The following is a 13988-nucleotide window of genomic DNA, read 5'->3' as shown; positions in this document are numbered from 1 at the left end:
TTCCCCATGTGAGAGTAGGTCATCGTCAAGATTAAATTCCGAAACCCCAATTGCGAAAGCAGTTGGGGTTTTGTTTTAGTAGAAGTTCCCGTTTTTGCTGGCACGTTACCGTGGTAACGGGCTGGTCACAGAATTTCTTGACGACCATAGAGCGTTGGAACCACCTGATCCCATCCCGAACTCAGAAGTGAAACGATGCATCGCCGATGGTAGTGTGGGGTTTCCCCATGTGAGAGTAGGTCATCGTCAAGATTAAATTCCGAAACCCCTGTTTGCTAACGCAGACAGGGGTTTTGTCGTTTCAGAGCCTACAAAAGTCCGATCTTCAAACCGCTCTGCGTGCCTTGCTGCTTCGACGAGCCTGCCATTTGCGCCACCAGATGTAGACGCCAGTCCCCGACAACCCCGCAATCAGAACACCCAATACCGCGATCATCACTTGCCCGGTAAAGCCTATGATCCGTCCTCCATGTATCGGCAACTGCAACCGATAAAACCGCTCTCCCAACGTCCCTTCTCCTGCGATCTCCTGCCCGAGTAATCGCCCGTCCGTACCGTGGAAGAACAACCAGGATTTACCATGGGCCTCGGTGTCATGCTGCCCAAACCCCGCACCGTAGAAGTTGTACTCAAAGCTGTAATACAACTCACCGATTGCAGCAGTCAGCCCCAACCTTTTTCCCTCCTGCTGCGCCCTTTCGTAGGCCTGTTGATAACTCAGTCGAGTGAACCCCAGTTCGTCGGCAGGCATCCGCCCTCGGGCCTCATACACGCTCGGTTCAATCGGAGAGAGCAGCGACACCACTGGTTTGAAGACCTGACTCGGCAAGTTCATGGCCACGCTGCTGACGGCTATCGGCAGTAATAACAACCACAGCCACAGGCCCCCCGCGCGATGCAGATCGAAGTTGAGCCGATAGGCATGCCCGCCCTTGATCTTCCAGGCCGTCGACCACTTCTTCCAGAACGGTTTACCCCGCGGCAAAGTCAGCCAGAGAGCGATGAAGCAATCGATCACCCAGGCAATGGCCACCAATCCCATCAACAGCAAACCCCAGTTCCCGGGCAGTGTCAGGTTGTAGTGGAACTCAAGAATGAAAGGAATGAAGTTCTCACGCTGGAAACAGCACTCACCCCAGTAACGCTGGCCTTTTCGCTCGCCACTGACCGGGTCGAGGTAGAACACCTGATTACGCTCATCGAACGGTTTGCCCGTCGCCGGATCATTACGTGGAACCGCCGCCAGCAAGGCTGTGTGACCTGCCTCATTCGGATACTCCATGTACCAGACCTGCAGCCTCGGATGTACCGATTGCACCGCATCGACCAGCTCACCTGGCGGTAGACGCTGCCCCTCGGCCGACGCCGTGTAAAACCCAGGATTCAGCCACTCATCCAGCTCATGGTTGAACGCCAGAATGCTCCCGGTGATTCCCGCCAGCAGCAGAAACACAGCCGTGGCCAACCCGATGTACCGGTGCAGTAAAACCAGAAACGAACGCATGAAATTTTCCCCACGAATACGACAAAGCCAGTCCCTGAATCTCAGGGACTGGCTTTTTTATGCACAAGACAAAGGCTTAGAACTGATAGCTGACCGTGGCGGCGACGTTGCGCTCCTCGCCCATGTAGCAGAAGTTCAGACTGGCGCAGGAGGCCACGTAGGATTCGTTGGTCAGGTTGTTCGCATTCAGGCGTACGTCCACACCCTTCAAGCCAACTTTGCCCAGGTCATAACCGATCGACGCGTCGAACAACGTGTAGGACGGCACCTTCATGGTGTTCTCTGCATCCGCCCAGCTGTAGCCGACGTAACGCACACCGCCGCCCACTCGCACGCCATCAAGCGCCGCACTGTCGAACTTGTAGTCCGCCCACAGCGATGCCATGTGACGCGGTGCCTGGGTTGGCGAGTTGCCTTTATTCTCGATCACGTTTGTCGGGGTGCTCAGGGTGCTGACCATCGACTTCGAGTACTCGATGTCAGTGAAGGTGTAGCTACCGAGCACTTTCAGGTTATCGGTCAACTGCATGTGCGCTTCCAGTTCCAGACCCTGAGAGCGGACAGCGCCTACAGCGCGATAGAAGTTTTCCTGCGGCAGTTTGGTCGCCAGGTTTTCCTGATCGATGCGGAACAGCGAGGCCGTGAACAGATTGTCGGTGCCGGGTGGCTGGTACTTCAGACCTGCTTCCCACTGCGTGCCATCCGTTGGTGCCAGCGGATTACCGGCGCTGTCGGCATAGGAGTTGGGGTTGAACGACTCCGAGTAGCTGATGTACGGCGCCAGGCCGTTATCGAACAGGTACAGCGCCCCGACACGGCCCGTCAGTTTGGTGCGCTTGTCGCTGATCTCGGTGCCGACCGGACGGCCCGCCTCGGCAATCCGGTTTTCCTCGGACGTCTCTACCCAGTCCTGCCGCAGACCGAGGGAGAAGCGCCATTTGTCCATCTCAATCAGGTCTTGCAGGTAAACCCCGGTCTGCTCCAGGCGCCGCAGATAACTGGTCTCACCGTACGGCGTAATAGCGGAATTGCCGTACACCGGGTTGAACGCATTGATCGGCGCCAAGCCACCGCTGGTCCAGTCGACCACGGTTTTGCGTCGCTGGTAATCCGCTCCCATCAGCACCGTGTGCTTGGTCGCACCGGTGAAGAATTCGGCCTGGAGCATGTTGTCGACGATGAACGCGTGCAGTCGCTCGTCACCGCCGGTGTAGTAGCGGTTCAGCTCGTTGCTGGTCGGCGACGTCCAGCCATAGGCGTACACCTGATCCATGTTCACTTTGGAGTCGAGGTAGCGGAAGTTCTGCCGTGCGGTGAAGACGTCGTTGAAGCGATGTTCGAACTGATAGCCGAACGACTGCTGATCGCGGGAGTAACCATCGACTCCCGGTTCGCCTTCGAAGAAGTGCGGTGAGATCCGGTTGCCGTTGCGCTGATGAATCGTGCCGTCGGCCGGCACGCCACCGTGATAGCCGCCATCCGGGTCATGTTGCAGATACGCCTGCAGGGTCAGTGAAGTGTCTTCGTTGAAATCGATGCTGACCGTCGGCGCGAGGGCGAAGCGTTTTTCCTTGTTGTGGTCGAATTGCGTGTCGGACTGATCCGTCAAACCGATCAGACGATAGGCGATGCGCTTGTCGTCATCGACCGGGCCGCTGAAGTCAAAACCAACACCGCGCTGGCCCTGAGTGCCAACGGTGGCCTGAACCTGATGATAGGCCTCGTACAACGGTTTCTTGCTGGTCAACGCCACCAGCCCGCCCGGTGAACTGCGGCCGTACAACACCGACGACGGGCCTTTGAGAATGTCCACGCGCTCGAGGAAATAAGGATCGACCTGCATGGTGCTGTAGGTGCCGCTGTCGCCCATGGACTTGAGGCCGTCGAGGTAGATGTTATCCACCGAGCCATCGTTGAAGCCGCGCATCGCCACGTAGTCGTAACGGTGCGTGGCGCCATAGGGGTTGGTCAGCACACCGGGGGTGTAGCGCATGGCCTGGGACACGGTTTGCGAGCCCTGATCGTCCATTTGCTCGCGGGTGACCACGGACACGCTTTGCGAGGTTTCCAGCAGCGCGGTACTGGTTTTGGTGGCGATCTGACTGTGCGTTGCGTTGTAGCCGTCCATGCTGCCCAGTGCGTTGCCGAGGGCAAAACCTTTGATGTCAGTGGTCGGCAGGGCCAGGGCTTCGGTTTCCGTGACGGAGCGCAACACATAGCTGCTGCCGTCCTGGCTGACCGCCTCCAGACCCGAGCCACCGAGCAGATGACTCAACGCCTGATCTGCCGAATATTCGCCCTGCACGCCGGGTGATTGCCGGCCTTGAGTCTGCTGTGGGGTCATCGACAACGTGATGCCGGCCTGGCGCGCGAACTGGTTCAGCGCCTCGCCCAATGGCCCGGCGGCGATGTTGTAGCGATGGCTGCTGACCTCACTGCCGCTCGCCGCGACGCTCAGGTTCGGCAGCAGGCCGACGCCCAGTGCCGTGGAGAACAACGCGGCCCGAACGGCGTGGCGCAGAAGGCCCGATTCGGCAGTGAAATTCAGAGGGTTCTTACAGATAACGCGCGCAGTCATTGTAGGTTTCCGTGGCAAGTCGCGAAGGCTGAATTGAAGTGCTTACTGACTAAGCCGGCCTTGCCACGAAAACCCGCCAAAAAATTTCAGACTGCTCGTTCCAGCGTTACCCACCAGCGGGTGCGATAGCGCAATTGCACCGGCAGGGTTTGCGGCAGGATCGCCAGCAACTTGTCGGTGTCATCGAGGCGGAACACGCCGGACAAGCGCAGATCCGCCACTTGCGGGGCGCAATTCAGGAAGCCCTGACGGTAGCGGCCAACCTCATTGAGGAAGTCACCCAGGCGCATATTGCGCGTCACGATAAGCCCGTCGATCCAGGCGCCGGCATCCATGTCCAGCGGCGGAGCGGGACGCGCCTGATGGTGATCGATCAAGTAACTCTGACCGGCAAGCACCTCGGTGGAAGCGCCATCGCTCGTCCGCGGCGAATGAATCGCTACTCGGCCACTGGTGACGCTCAGGCGCGTGCAATCACCTTCCTGACGCAGGATGAATCGAGCGTCGAACGGCTCATAACTGCCATGACGATTTTGCACTCGCAGCGGTCGATCAATCCCCGAACCTTCGTCGGCGCCGCCGCAGGTCACGATGATCTCGCCCCGGGTCAGTTTGATCAGCCGCTGTTGCGCGGTGTAATCGAGGTCCACGGCGGTGGCCGTGTTCAGTTCGATCCGCGTACCGTCGGGCAACTGGAATCCGCGGCGCTCGCCGGTGGCGGTAGCGTAATCGGCGCTCCACTGCTGCCAGGCTGACGTGTCTTTGGCCAGCCACGCGGCGGAGCCCATCAACAACGCGCCGGACAGCAGCTTCAACGCCTGACGGCGACCCAGGCTCTGCGCACTGTTTTCCAGTGTGTTGAATGCCACTTGCGCACCCGGAACGGCACGCAGATTTTGGGTCAGCTCACTTTGCAACGACTGCACCCGCTGCCAGGCCAGTTCGTGATCGTGGTGCTCGGCGCGCCATTGTTCACATTGGTGGTTCAGGCGCGGATTGCCGTGGTTATTGCGCAGGCGCAGCAGCCAGTGGATCGCCTGTTTGACCACTTGTTGCGGTGGCTCGGCGCGGCGGGCGAGTGACACGTTATCCACCGGCATCAGCTTTCGTACCGCAGCACGTAGCAGTGATACAGCGCATCGGCGACGTAGCGCTCCACCGAGCGCAAGGACAGGCCCATCTGCTCGGCGATCTGCTTGTGGGTCAAGCCTTCGCACTGCGCCAGCAGAAACGCCTGACGTACTTTTGGCTTCAGTCCTTCAAGCATGCGGGCAATGCTTTCCAGCAGCTCGATCACCATTGCGCGGGATTCGGCGCTGGGTGTTTCGGCTTCCGGCAAGTGGGCGATGGTTTCCAGATACGCGCGTTCGATTTCCTCACGACGCCAATGGTCGATCACCAACCCACGAGCGATGGTGCGCAGAAACGCGCGGGGCGCCTTGAGTTCGAGACGTTCGGTGCGTTGCAGCAGGCGAACGAACGTGTCCTGGGCCAGATCCGCCGCATCGGCCGCATTGCCCAGTCGCGCGCGCAACCAGCCGTTGAGCCAGCCGTGATGACGACTGTAAAGCGCCTGTACTGCAAACTCAGGTGAGGACATGAACGCGACAGCCCGAACGTCACAAATGATAATTAGTCGCATTGTCATCAAGGGTTACAGAATTTGCAACCGGCGCTGCAAAACAGTCATCAAAAAATGACAGGCGAACGCTCTGGCACGCCGTTCGGCGGGAATCTGGCAGAAATGCCGTCCATTTCCTACAAAGCGCTAAGTTTTCTCCGAAGCGTGCCGACAGACTGGTGAGACATGCGTGCACCAAAGTAGAGCGGCCATCAGAACGCTGCCTGCGCTGTACATGGAATGTTGCATCCGGAACGCATCCCCACTTTTGGCATAAGAAGTCCCATGAAATGAATCTCAAGTTCAGCCATAAAATCCTGTTGGCCGCCTCGGGCGTCGTGGTCCTGGCGTTCGCGCTGTTCACTCTGTACAACGACTATCTGCAGCGAAACACCATTCGCCAGAACCTCCAGTCCTCCGTCCAGCAGGCCGGCGACCTGACCGCCAGCAGTGTGCAGAACTGGATGAGCGGGCGGATTCTGGTGCTGGAAAACCTCGCGCAGAACGTCGCCCATCAAGGCAAGAACGCCGACTTCCCTGGGCTGGTCGATCAACCGGCTTTCACCTCGAACTTCCAGTTCACCTACGTCGGCCAGGCCAACGGTGTGTTCACCCAGCGCCCTGACGCGAAGATGCCGGACGGCTACGACCCGCGTCAGCGTCCCTGGTACAAGCAGGCCGTGGCCGCTGACCAGACCATGCTGACCCCGCCTTACATGGCTGCCGTCGGCGGTCTGGTGGTGACCATCGCCATGCCAGTGAAAAAGAACGGCGAGCTGCTCGGTGTGGTGGGCGGTGACCTGAGCCTGGAAACCCTGGTGAAGATCATCAACTCGGTGGACTTCGGTGGCCTGGGCCACGCGTTCCTGGTCAGCGGTGACGGTCAGGTGATCGTCAGCCCGGACAAAGACCAGGTGATGAAGAACCTCAAGGACATCTACCCGAACGCTGATGTGCGTATCCAGAAGGGCAACCAGAACGTGGTGCTCAACGGTCAGGAGCGCATCCTGTCGTTCACCCCGGTCACCGGTCTGCCGAATGCCGAGTGGTACATCGGTCTGTCGATCGACCGCGACAAGGCCTACGCCGCACTCAGCCAGTTCCGTACTTCGGCACTGATCGCGATGTTCGTCGCAGTGGGCGCGATTGCGGTCTTCCTGAGCCTGTTGATCACCGTGCTGATGCGTCCGCTGATCACCATGGGCCGTGCGATGCAGGACATCGCCCAGGGCGAAGGCGATCTGACCCGTCGTCTGGTAGTGGAAAGCAAAGACGAGTTCGGCGAGCTGGGCAGTTCGTTCAACCAGTTCGTGGAGCGGATTCACGCCTCCATTTCCGAAGTGTCTTCCGCGACTCGCCACGTACACGACCTGTCGCAACGGGTGATGGCATCGTCCAACGCCTCGATCATCGGTTCCGACGAGCAAAGCGCGCGCACCAACAGCGTGGCTGCGGCGATCAATCAATTGGGTGCCGCCACCCAGGAAATCGCCCGCAACGCCGCCGATGCTTCGCAACACGCCAGCGGCGCGAGCGAGCAGGCCGATGACGGTCGTCAGGTGGTCGAGCAGACAATTCAGGCGATGACCGAGCTGTCGCAAAAGATCAGCCTGTCGTGCACCCAGATCGAAACCCTGAATGCGAGCACCGACAACATCGGCCACATTCTCGATGTGATCAAAGGCATCTCCCAGCAGACCAACCTGCTGGCGCTCAACGCGGCCATCGAAGCGGCCCGTGCCGGTGAAGCCGGACGCGGTTTCGCGGTGGTGGCGGACGAGGTGCGCAACCTCGCTCACCGCACCCAGGAATCGGCGGAAGAGATCCACAAGATGATCACCTCGCTGCAGGTCGGCTCGCGCGAAGCGGTGACCACCATGAACGCCAGTCAGGCGTCCAGCGAAGAGAGCGTTGAAGTGGCGAACCAGGCCGGTCTGCGTCTGGTCAGCGTGACCCAGCGCATCGGTGAAATCGACGGCATGAACCAGTCGGTGGCAGCGGCTACCGAAGAGCAGACTGCGGTGGTGGAAACCCTCAACGTCGACGTCAACCAGATCAACCTGCTGAACCAGCAGAGCGTGGCCAACCTCAATGAAACGTTGAAGGATTGCGATGCGTTGTCGCAGCAGGCCAACCGTTTGAAACAACTGGTCGACAGCTTCAAGATCTGATCGCTTGCGGTCAAAAAACAGCCCGCTGCGGAGTGATCCGCAGCGGGCTTTTTCATGCCTTACACAAACAGCTTCAGCACATTGCCCATCGCATCATCGGCGAACCCCTGCACGAAATCCTTGAACCCCGGCAGCGCCTCAGGGCCGCCGGAAGCCGGCTCGGCAATGATCGTCCAGGTCGCCCGCGACTTGCCCGCGCCCAGCGACTCCACATTCATCGCCGCCCACAGATTGGCCACGCCCAGCGTGTTGTAGATCGTGGTCCAGGTCATGCTCAGCGCCTGGTCATCCCGGGAGTTGAGTTGCTCGACCACCACGTTGCCATCCTTGAAGAACTTCTTGCGCAGCGAAGACACGCCTTCACCGGTCATCTCGATGTGCGACAGCGCCGGAATGAAACGGTCGAAGCCGTCGAATTTGCCGACCACCGCCCACACTTGTTTGGTGTCCACCGGCACTTCCACCGAAGACACGACGTGGCAGCCGTGAGGGTTCTTGATCAGGGTGTCGGGTTGAAGATTGCTCATGGTGTTGCTCCTTGGTGGTTGATTCAGATGAAGTTGATTTCTTTCAGGTAGTCGCAGCCGCGGCGCAGCAGCGCCGGGGATTTTTCCGGGTAGTGCGCGCCCATCTGCTGCACGCCGGCCTGGGCGTTGGCATGGCCGATCAGGGAGATGTCGCCGATGTCTTCCTCGAAGCCGTTGAGGTAGAAACCGAGCACGCCGAACAGCGCGTTGTCGGCATCGACCCGGCCCAGTTGCTGTTGCCAGTCGGCGACGCTGACCAGCGAAAATTCGCTGCCGGTTTCGCGGAATGACGCGACGTAGGCATCCCAGCTCAGAGGCTCTGGGTTATGCAGGTTGAACACCGCCCGTTCGGCCGAATAACGGCTGGCGTGGAAGGCGATGAAACGGGCGAGAAAGTCCACCGGCATCAGGTCGAAGTTCAGCGCGAAGGCCGGCACCTGCCCGAGCTGGATCGAGCCCTTGAGCATCAGCATCAAACGGTTCTTGTGCGGCTGGCAGACGCCGCTGAGGCTGTTGAAACTGATGTTGCCGGGCCGATACAGATTGACCCGCACCCCGCGTTCCCGCGCCCGTTCGAGGATGCGTTCACCGACCCATTTCGACAGGTTGTAGCCGTTGCGGATGTAGATCGGCGGCGTCGGTGCGGCGGGCAATTCCAGCACCCGGCCTGCGTCGTCGACAGTGCTGGAGGCCGACAGCGTCGAGACGAAATTGAAGACCTTCTTGCTGCGCCCTTCGCACAGCCGCAGCAGTTCGAAAATCGGCTCGACGTTGTCCGCCGCCAGCGACTCGTAGTCGAGGACGTGATTGACGTTGGCGGCGTTGTGCACCAGCGCGCCGAACTCCCGATCCAGTCGCTCGAAATCGCTATCGGCCAGGCCCAATTGCGGCCGGGTGATGTCGGCCGAATAGACCCGCACCCGACTCAGGTCCAGATGCTCCAGCCGGTTCTCTCGCAACGAATGGGCAAAACGCTGCGCCGCCGTTTGCCCGCCGCCGTCGCGCACCAGGCACGCCACCTCGCTGGCGCCCCAACCCAACAACGCCTCGACGATGTGCACGCCGACAAAACTGTTGGCGCCGGTGACGATCACCTTGTGCACATCGCCCATGCGGCTGATCGGCAACGGCTCGATGTCCAGCGGTCGCTCGGCGTCGGCCATCGCCTGGGCGCTGAGTACCGCGCTGTCATCGGTGCCGCGCACCAGCGTGGCGAGCTTGGCGATGGTCGGCAGTTCGATGAAGCGGTTGATTGAAATGCTGCGGCCGAATTCCTCCCGCAGACGCAGGAGCATGCGCGACAGCAGAATCGAGTGGCCACCGAGATTGAAGAAGCTTTCGTCGGTGGAAATGTCGCTGGTCGGCAGCTCCAGCAACTCGCCCCAGATCTCCAGCAGCAGCGCTTCGTCGGCGTTGGCCGGCAGGCATTTGGGGCCGCTGTCCTGCACGCTGACCGGCAGCTCCAGCAAGGCCTTACGGTCGACTTTACCGTTGGCGGCAAATGGCATGTTCGGCAGTTCCGTCCACGCTACCGGTTGCATGTAGTCGGGCAAAAACTGCTGGGCGTGTGCCTTCAGCGCATCACGGGCGGCGTCTGATTGTGGCTGGGCGAGGAACGCCAGAATCCGTCGCTGACTGTCGATCACCACGGCGATTTGCCGATACAGCTGACTCTCGCGCAGGCACCGTTCGATCTCTTCCGGCTCGACCCGGAAACCCCGGATCTTCACCTGATTGTCGCGGCGCCCACACAGCTCGATGCCGTCCTCGTCCCACTTGGCCATGTCGCCGCTGCGATAGGCGCGCAGACGCTGGCCGTCCGGCAATTCCAGGTTCAGATAGCGCTCCGCCGTCTGCTGTGGATTGTTCAGGTAACCCAGGCATACACCCGGGCCGACGATGAACAGTTCGCCTACCGTTTGCTCGGCCACCGGTTGTAGATCGTCATCGAGAATCAGCACCTGGCTGTTGGCGATCGGTCCGCCGAGGGTGCGATTGCTGTCACCCGGTTGCAGTTGCCGTGCGGTGATCAACACCGTGGCTTCGGTAGGGCCGTAGAGGTTGTGCAGCTTGCCCTGGCGCGTCAGCTGCTCGATCACAAACGGCTCGCAGACATCGCCGCCGGTCATGATCTGCCCGACGCTTTGCAGTTGCTCCAGCGGCAGGATGCTCAACAGCGCTGGCGGCAGGAAGGCGTGAGTCAGTTGTCGGCGGCGGATCAGCGCCACCAGTTGCAGCGGATCGCGGCGCTGGTTGTCGTCGGGCACCACCAGTTCCGCGCCTTCGAGCAAGGTCGGGAAGATGTCGATCAATGAAGAGTCAAAACTCAGCGACGAGAACTGCAACACCCGACTCTCGGCGTGCAACTGCACGTAATCGGCGTACCACGCGGTGAAGTGCGCAAGGTTCGCCTGGCTGAGCAGCACACCCTTCGGATGCCCTGTAGTCCCCGATGTGTAGAGCGCCATGCACGGCGCATCGAGCTCAGGCCGACGACGCATCAACGGCAACGACAGATCGGTGTCAGTGCTGTCGATGCGGCTGACATCCAGCCCCGGCATCGAAGCGCTCAGCGGATGTTCGCCGTCGTGCAGCAGCAACACCGCCCCGGCGTTTTCCAGAATGTACTGCTGGCGCTGAAGCGGATGGCTCGGCTCCAGCGGCAGGTACACCGCGCCGCTGCCGAGAATCGCCAGGATCGAAGCAAACAGCGCATCGCATTTCGGCAGGCAAATCCCCACCACCCACGGTTGCGGTTGTGTCTCCAGCATTGCCAGCAACCGTTGCTGGATCGCCCGGCTGTGATCATGCAACTGGCGATAGCTGATCGACTGCTCGGCGAGGTGCAGCGCCGGGCGCTCCGCATGCTCGATCAGACTCTGTTGCAGCCGCTCGATCACCGGAGTCTGTGCCTGTTGCAGCAACGGCGGGTTGGCCGTGGCGTTGAAGCGATGCACATAGGCCAGGCTGTCGAGAAACAGCAGGTTTTCCACCTGCTCGAAGTCCGGCGCACGGGCCGTCTCTGCGTGCTGGAAATACTCGGCATCGCGGGAGAAACGACTGACCAGCAGCGCCACTTCATCCACTACTAGCGCCAGTGTTCGCTGGCGCAGGGCCTGGCCGTTGCCGGAGGGCTCGTCGGCAATCGGCACGCGGCTCAGCAGTGTCGAGTTGCAGACGCAAAGGAGATCGAGCACCGGCAGTCCGCCGACGCCCGTTGCACCGATACCCAGACGCAAGGTCAGGTGCGGTGTCGCGCCGTGATCCTGTGGCGCAAGGCTGCCGTCATCGATTACCAGATCCACCGACGGAACAGCGTCTGTCAGCAATGCATGACCGTGTTGTTCGAGCTCCTGCGCCAGGTCGGTCAAGGCCTGGCTGCGGCCCATCAGCAAAATGTCGAGACGTCTCATGTCAGCCTCCTTGTCAAACCAGGTAGTCGCGCAGGGCGTGCTGGACGCACGGTGTGTCGAGCAGTGAGCTGTTGTGGAAAAACCGCACGATGTTGCCCACCAGCGGGTGGTGGCGATTGATCGGGAAGGCCAGCCCGGCCATCTCGTCTTTCAGTGCGCGGCGGGTTGCGTCGTTGACCGGCAAGGCATCGATCAGGCGCAGGTCGAACGACTTCTGGATGTCGTTGGTCAGGTAGTGGCCGATGAACACCGGCAGGATCTGCGCGATGCATTCGCGATCCGCGTCGCTCGCGGTGTGCCAGTAGATGCGCACCATCCGCGCCCAGAAACTCGAATGGCGACCCTCGTCGAGCAAGTGGTCGGCCATCAGCCCCTTGATCGACGGCTTGACCGTGTCGTCCCGGGCGAACGCCGCGACATCGCCAGTCACGGTGTTCTCGGCGATGGCGACGCAGATCAGCTCCACGGCGCTGCGCAGGTGCTCGGGGGCCAATTCGACGGCGGCCGGAATCGCCCGGCTCAGTTCGATTTCATTTGGCAACTCGATGGGCTCGATGCCGGTCATGGCCACGGTCTGCTGCATGAAATCCATCGCCACCAGCGCGTGGTAATCCTCGTCAACGACAACGGTCATGGCGTCGTAGCGACAGGCGAACGGGAAGGCCACGGCGAAGCGGTTCTTGGCGATGCTGCGGGCGGTCTTGTCGACGATCTCAGTCTCGAAAATCACCACGTCGTTGATGAATTTGTACAGTGTCTGCACCAGCGCAAAGTCCCGTTGCTCGGGGCATTCGTGCAGGAAGGTTTCACTGAGTACCAACGGTTGGCGACTGAGCGGGTAGATCAGCCGCGCGTCGTCCTCCAGCACGCGGCGCGGCCGGGTGCGGATGGTGGCGCGGCTTTCCCAGGCGTCGGCGAAGGATTGGTAGTCGGCGGCGTTCATTCGGCCACCTCCGCCAACGGCTCGCGCATGCTCAGGCGCAGGCCGTCCCACAGGGCGATGCGGCTTTCCACGGCGGCGACGGCGCTGGCGTAGGCCTCGGCTTCACGCTGCGGATCGCCATCGACCAGTCGCTCCAACAGTTGCTCCGCTGCCGGGCCGTGGTCTTCGGAGTCGACTTCGATGTGTCGTTCCAGGTAGTAACGGAAGGTCGGCGCCTGTTCGACACCGATGCCCCAGGCATCGAGCATGCGCTGGAACATGGTCGGGATCACGCTCTCGCGGCCATGCAGGAAGGCGGCGGCGACGCTGTGCCCTGGCGCATGCAGCGCGGTGTGCAAGGTGTCGCGGACGAACTGCGCGGCGGCCGGGTCGACGTCGACACTTTGCAACGCAACGTCATAGCTCACGCCTTCCTGTTGCAGCGCGACGAAACGCTCCACCGCCGAGGTGCTCGCACCGACTTCGCGCATCGCATCCAGGTACAACTCGAAGTGACTGTAATGCCCGTGTGACAGCCGATCGTCCGACTCTTCGCCGAGCACGATTTCATTGATCAGCCGCGCGGCGTGCGGATCGCGCGGCGGCAGCCATGGCAGGCGGGTGCACGTCAGTTCCTGTTGCAGGCGTTTGGTCAGCGACATGAAGTCCCACACGGCAAATACGTGGGACTCCATGAAGCGTCGCAACACCGACAGCGAATCGATTTCGGAGAAGATCGGGTGAACGCTGAGTTCGGCTTTCTTTTGGGCGAGTTGTTCTTTAGTTGGCATGATGCGAGCCTCTGGCTTATAGGGATATAGGGACTTCTCAATCAATGGCTAACAACGTTGGATATGGTTTCCAGGCGAGCGATAGCCTCATTCGTTTCGATGAAAGTTAAAGTTTCATTGAAAGCCAAGGTACAACGGCATGCCGCTGAAGGCGGCTGTTAACTGGGCCATATTGCTGGGTCTCGCCGGTTTGTCGGTTCGCTACAAAACCCGGCGTAGAAAAACTAATACATCGCAAAACAACTTAACAAGTATATTTTCAATTAATTTAAGTTGGCCGTTTTTCAAGTATGAGCGAGGCTGATAAAACTTTTAAGTTGAGTTTTATTTGGGCGTAGTTGCTCCTTTCGGCGTTTAAAGGCCAAAATTGAATAACAAGAGTGAATGCCTCACTCGAAGCAACTTTCTAATGAAGTAATTGAAATGATCTGAGGGGATGAAGTTGGCCTGATACGGCGGCG

At 60.3% G+C, this 13988-nt stretch carries 9 protein-coding genes and 1 rRNA gene; 2 read left to right on the top strand and 8 right to left on the bottom strand.

The window, feature by feature from the left end:
- Positions 1 to 136: 136 nt before the first annotated feature.
- A 5S ribosomal RNA gene (gene rrf / locus AC1RME_RS13430) occupies positions 137 to 252 on the top strand.
- 73 nt (positions 253 to 325) lie between these two features.
- Here the strand turns inward: rrf and AC1RME_RS13425 are convergent.
- The 4 genes from AC1RME_RS13425 to AC1RME_RS13410 form a co-directional block, all read right to left on the bottom strand.
- Entirely contained in the window at positions 326 to 1504 is a 1179-nt protein-coding gene (locus AC1RME_RS13425; protein ID WP_096823051.1) for a PepSY-associated TM helix domain-containing protein, read from the bottom strand.
- Positions 1505 to 1580: 76 nt separating this feature from the next.
- Complete coding sequence (locus AC1RME_RS13420; RefSeq protein ID WP_096823050.1) at positions 1581 to 4082, bottom strand: TonB-dependent siderophore receptor; 2502 nt, start codon at positions 4080 to 4082, stop codon at positions 1581 to 1583.
- A gap of 86 nt (positions 4083 to 4168) precedes the next feature.
- Complete coding sequence (locus AC1RME_RS13415) at positions 4169 to 5182, bottom strand: FecR domain-containing protein (RefSeq protein ID WP_096823049.1); 1014 nt, start codon at positions 5180 to 5182, stop codon at positions 4169 to 4171.
- Positions 5182 to 5682, bottom strand: a complete 501-nt coding sequence (locus AC1RME_RS13410) for a sigma-70 family RNA polymerase sigma factor (RefSeq protein ID WP_096823048.1) — start codon at positions 5680 to 5682, stop codon at positions 5182 to 5184. Before AC1RME_RS13410 ends, AC1RME_RS13415 begins: the two co-directional genes overlap by 1 nt.
- 311 nt (positions 5683 to 5993) lie before the next feature.
- Between AC1RME_RS13410 and AC1RME_RS13405 the strand changes: the two genes are divergently transcribed.
- Positions 5994 to 7874: a methyl-accepting chemotaxis protein gene (locus tag AC1RME_RS13405; RefSeq protein WP_085712595.1), complete on the top strand. Its 1881-nt coding sequence runs from the start codon at positions 5994 to 5996 to the stop codon at positions 7872 to 7874.
- 59 nt (positions 7875 to 7933) lie between these two features.
- Here AC1RME_RS13405 and AC1RME_RS13400 read toward each other — a convergent pair whose 3' ends face one another.
- The 4 genes from AC1RME_RS13400 to AC1RME_RS13385 are packed head-to-tail and all read right to left on the bottom strand — an operon-like array spanning position 7934 to position 13527.
- Entirely contained in the window at positions 7934 to 8401 is a 468-nt protein-coding gene (locus AC1RME_RS13400) for an SRPBCC family protein (RefSeq protein ID WP_096823047.1), read from the bottom strand.
- A gap of 23 nt (positions 8402 to 8424) precedes the next feature.
- Positions 8425 to 11814, bottom strand: a complete 3390-nt coding sequence (locus AC1RME_RS13395) for an amino acid adenylation domain-containing protein (protein ID WP_096823046.1) — start codon at positions 11812 to 11814, stop codon at positions 8425 to 8427.
- A gap of 13 nt (positions 11815 to 11827) precedes the next feature.
- On the bottom strand, positions 11828 to 12757 hold the full coding sequence (locus tag AC1RME_RS13390) for a diiron oxygenase (protein WP_096823045.1): 930 nt from the start codon (positions 12755 to 12757) through the stop codon (positions 11828 to 11830).
- Positions 12754 to 13527: a DUF3050 domain-containing protein gene (locus AC1RME_RS13385; protein WP_493091381.1), complete on the bottom strand. Its 774-nt coding sequence runs from the start codon at positions 13525 to 13527 to the stop codon at positions 12754 to 12756. Before AC1RME_RS13385 ends, AC1RME_RS13390 begins: the two co-directional genes overlap by 4 nt.
- Positions 13528 to 13988 lie beyond the last annotated feature (461 nt).

Source organism: Pseudomonas sp. GW822-FHT03F08, assembly GCF_058801265.1.
This window is presented reverse-complemented; position numbering and strand designations above follow the sequence as displayed.

What these genes read in the sequence shown, in the direction of transcription:
- AC1RME_RS13425 (WP_096823051.1), bottom strand. Translation starts at nt 1,504, where the DNA reads ATGCGTTCGTTTCTGGTTTTACTGCACCGGTACATCGGGTTGGCCACG.
- AC1RME_RS13420 (WP_096823050.1), bottom strand. Translation starts at nt 4,082, where the DNA reads ATGACTGCGCGCGTTATCTGTAAGAACCCTCTGAATTTCACTGCCGAA.
- AC1RME_RS13415 (WP_096823049.1), bottom strand. Translation starts at nt 5,182, where the DNA reads ATGCCGGTGGATAACGTGTCACTCGCCCGCCGCGCCGAGCCACCGCAA.
- AC1RME_RS13410 (WP_096823048.1), bottom strand. Translation starts at nt 5,682, where the DNA reads ATGTCCTCACCTGAGTTTGCAGTACAGGCGCTTTACAGTCGTCATCAC.
- AC1RME_RS13405 (WP_085712595.1), top strand. Translation starts at nt 5,994, where the DNA reads ATGAATCTCAAGTTCAGCCATAAAATCCTGTTGGCCGCCTCGGGCGTC.
- AC1RME_RS13400 (WP_096823047.1), bottom strand. Translation starts at nt 8,401, where the DNA reads ATGAGCAATCTTCAACCCGACACCCTGATCAAGAACCCTCACGGCTGC.
- AC1RME_RS13395 (WP_096823046.1), bottom strand. Translation starts at nt 11,814, where the DNA reads ATGAGACGTCTCGACATTTTGCTGATGGGCCGCAGCCAGGCCTTGACC.
- AC1RME_RS13390 (WP_096823045.1), bottom strand. Translation starts at nt 12,757, where the DNA reads ATGAACGCCGCCGACTACCAATCCTTCGCCGACGCCTGGGAAAGCCGC.
- AC1RME_RS13385 (WP_493091381.1), bottom strand. Translation starts at nt 13,527, where the DNA reads ATGCCAACTAAAGAACAACTCGCCCAAAAGAAAGCCGAACTCAGCGTT.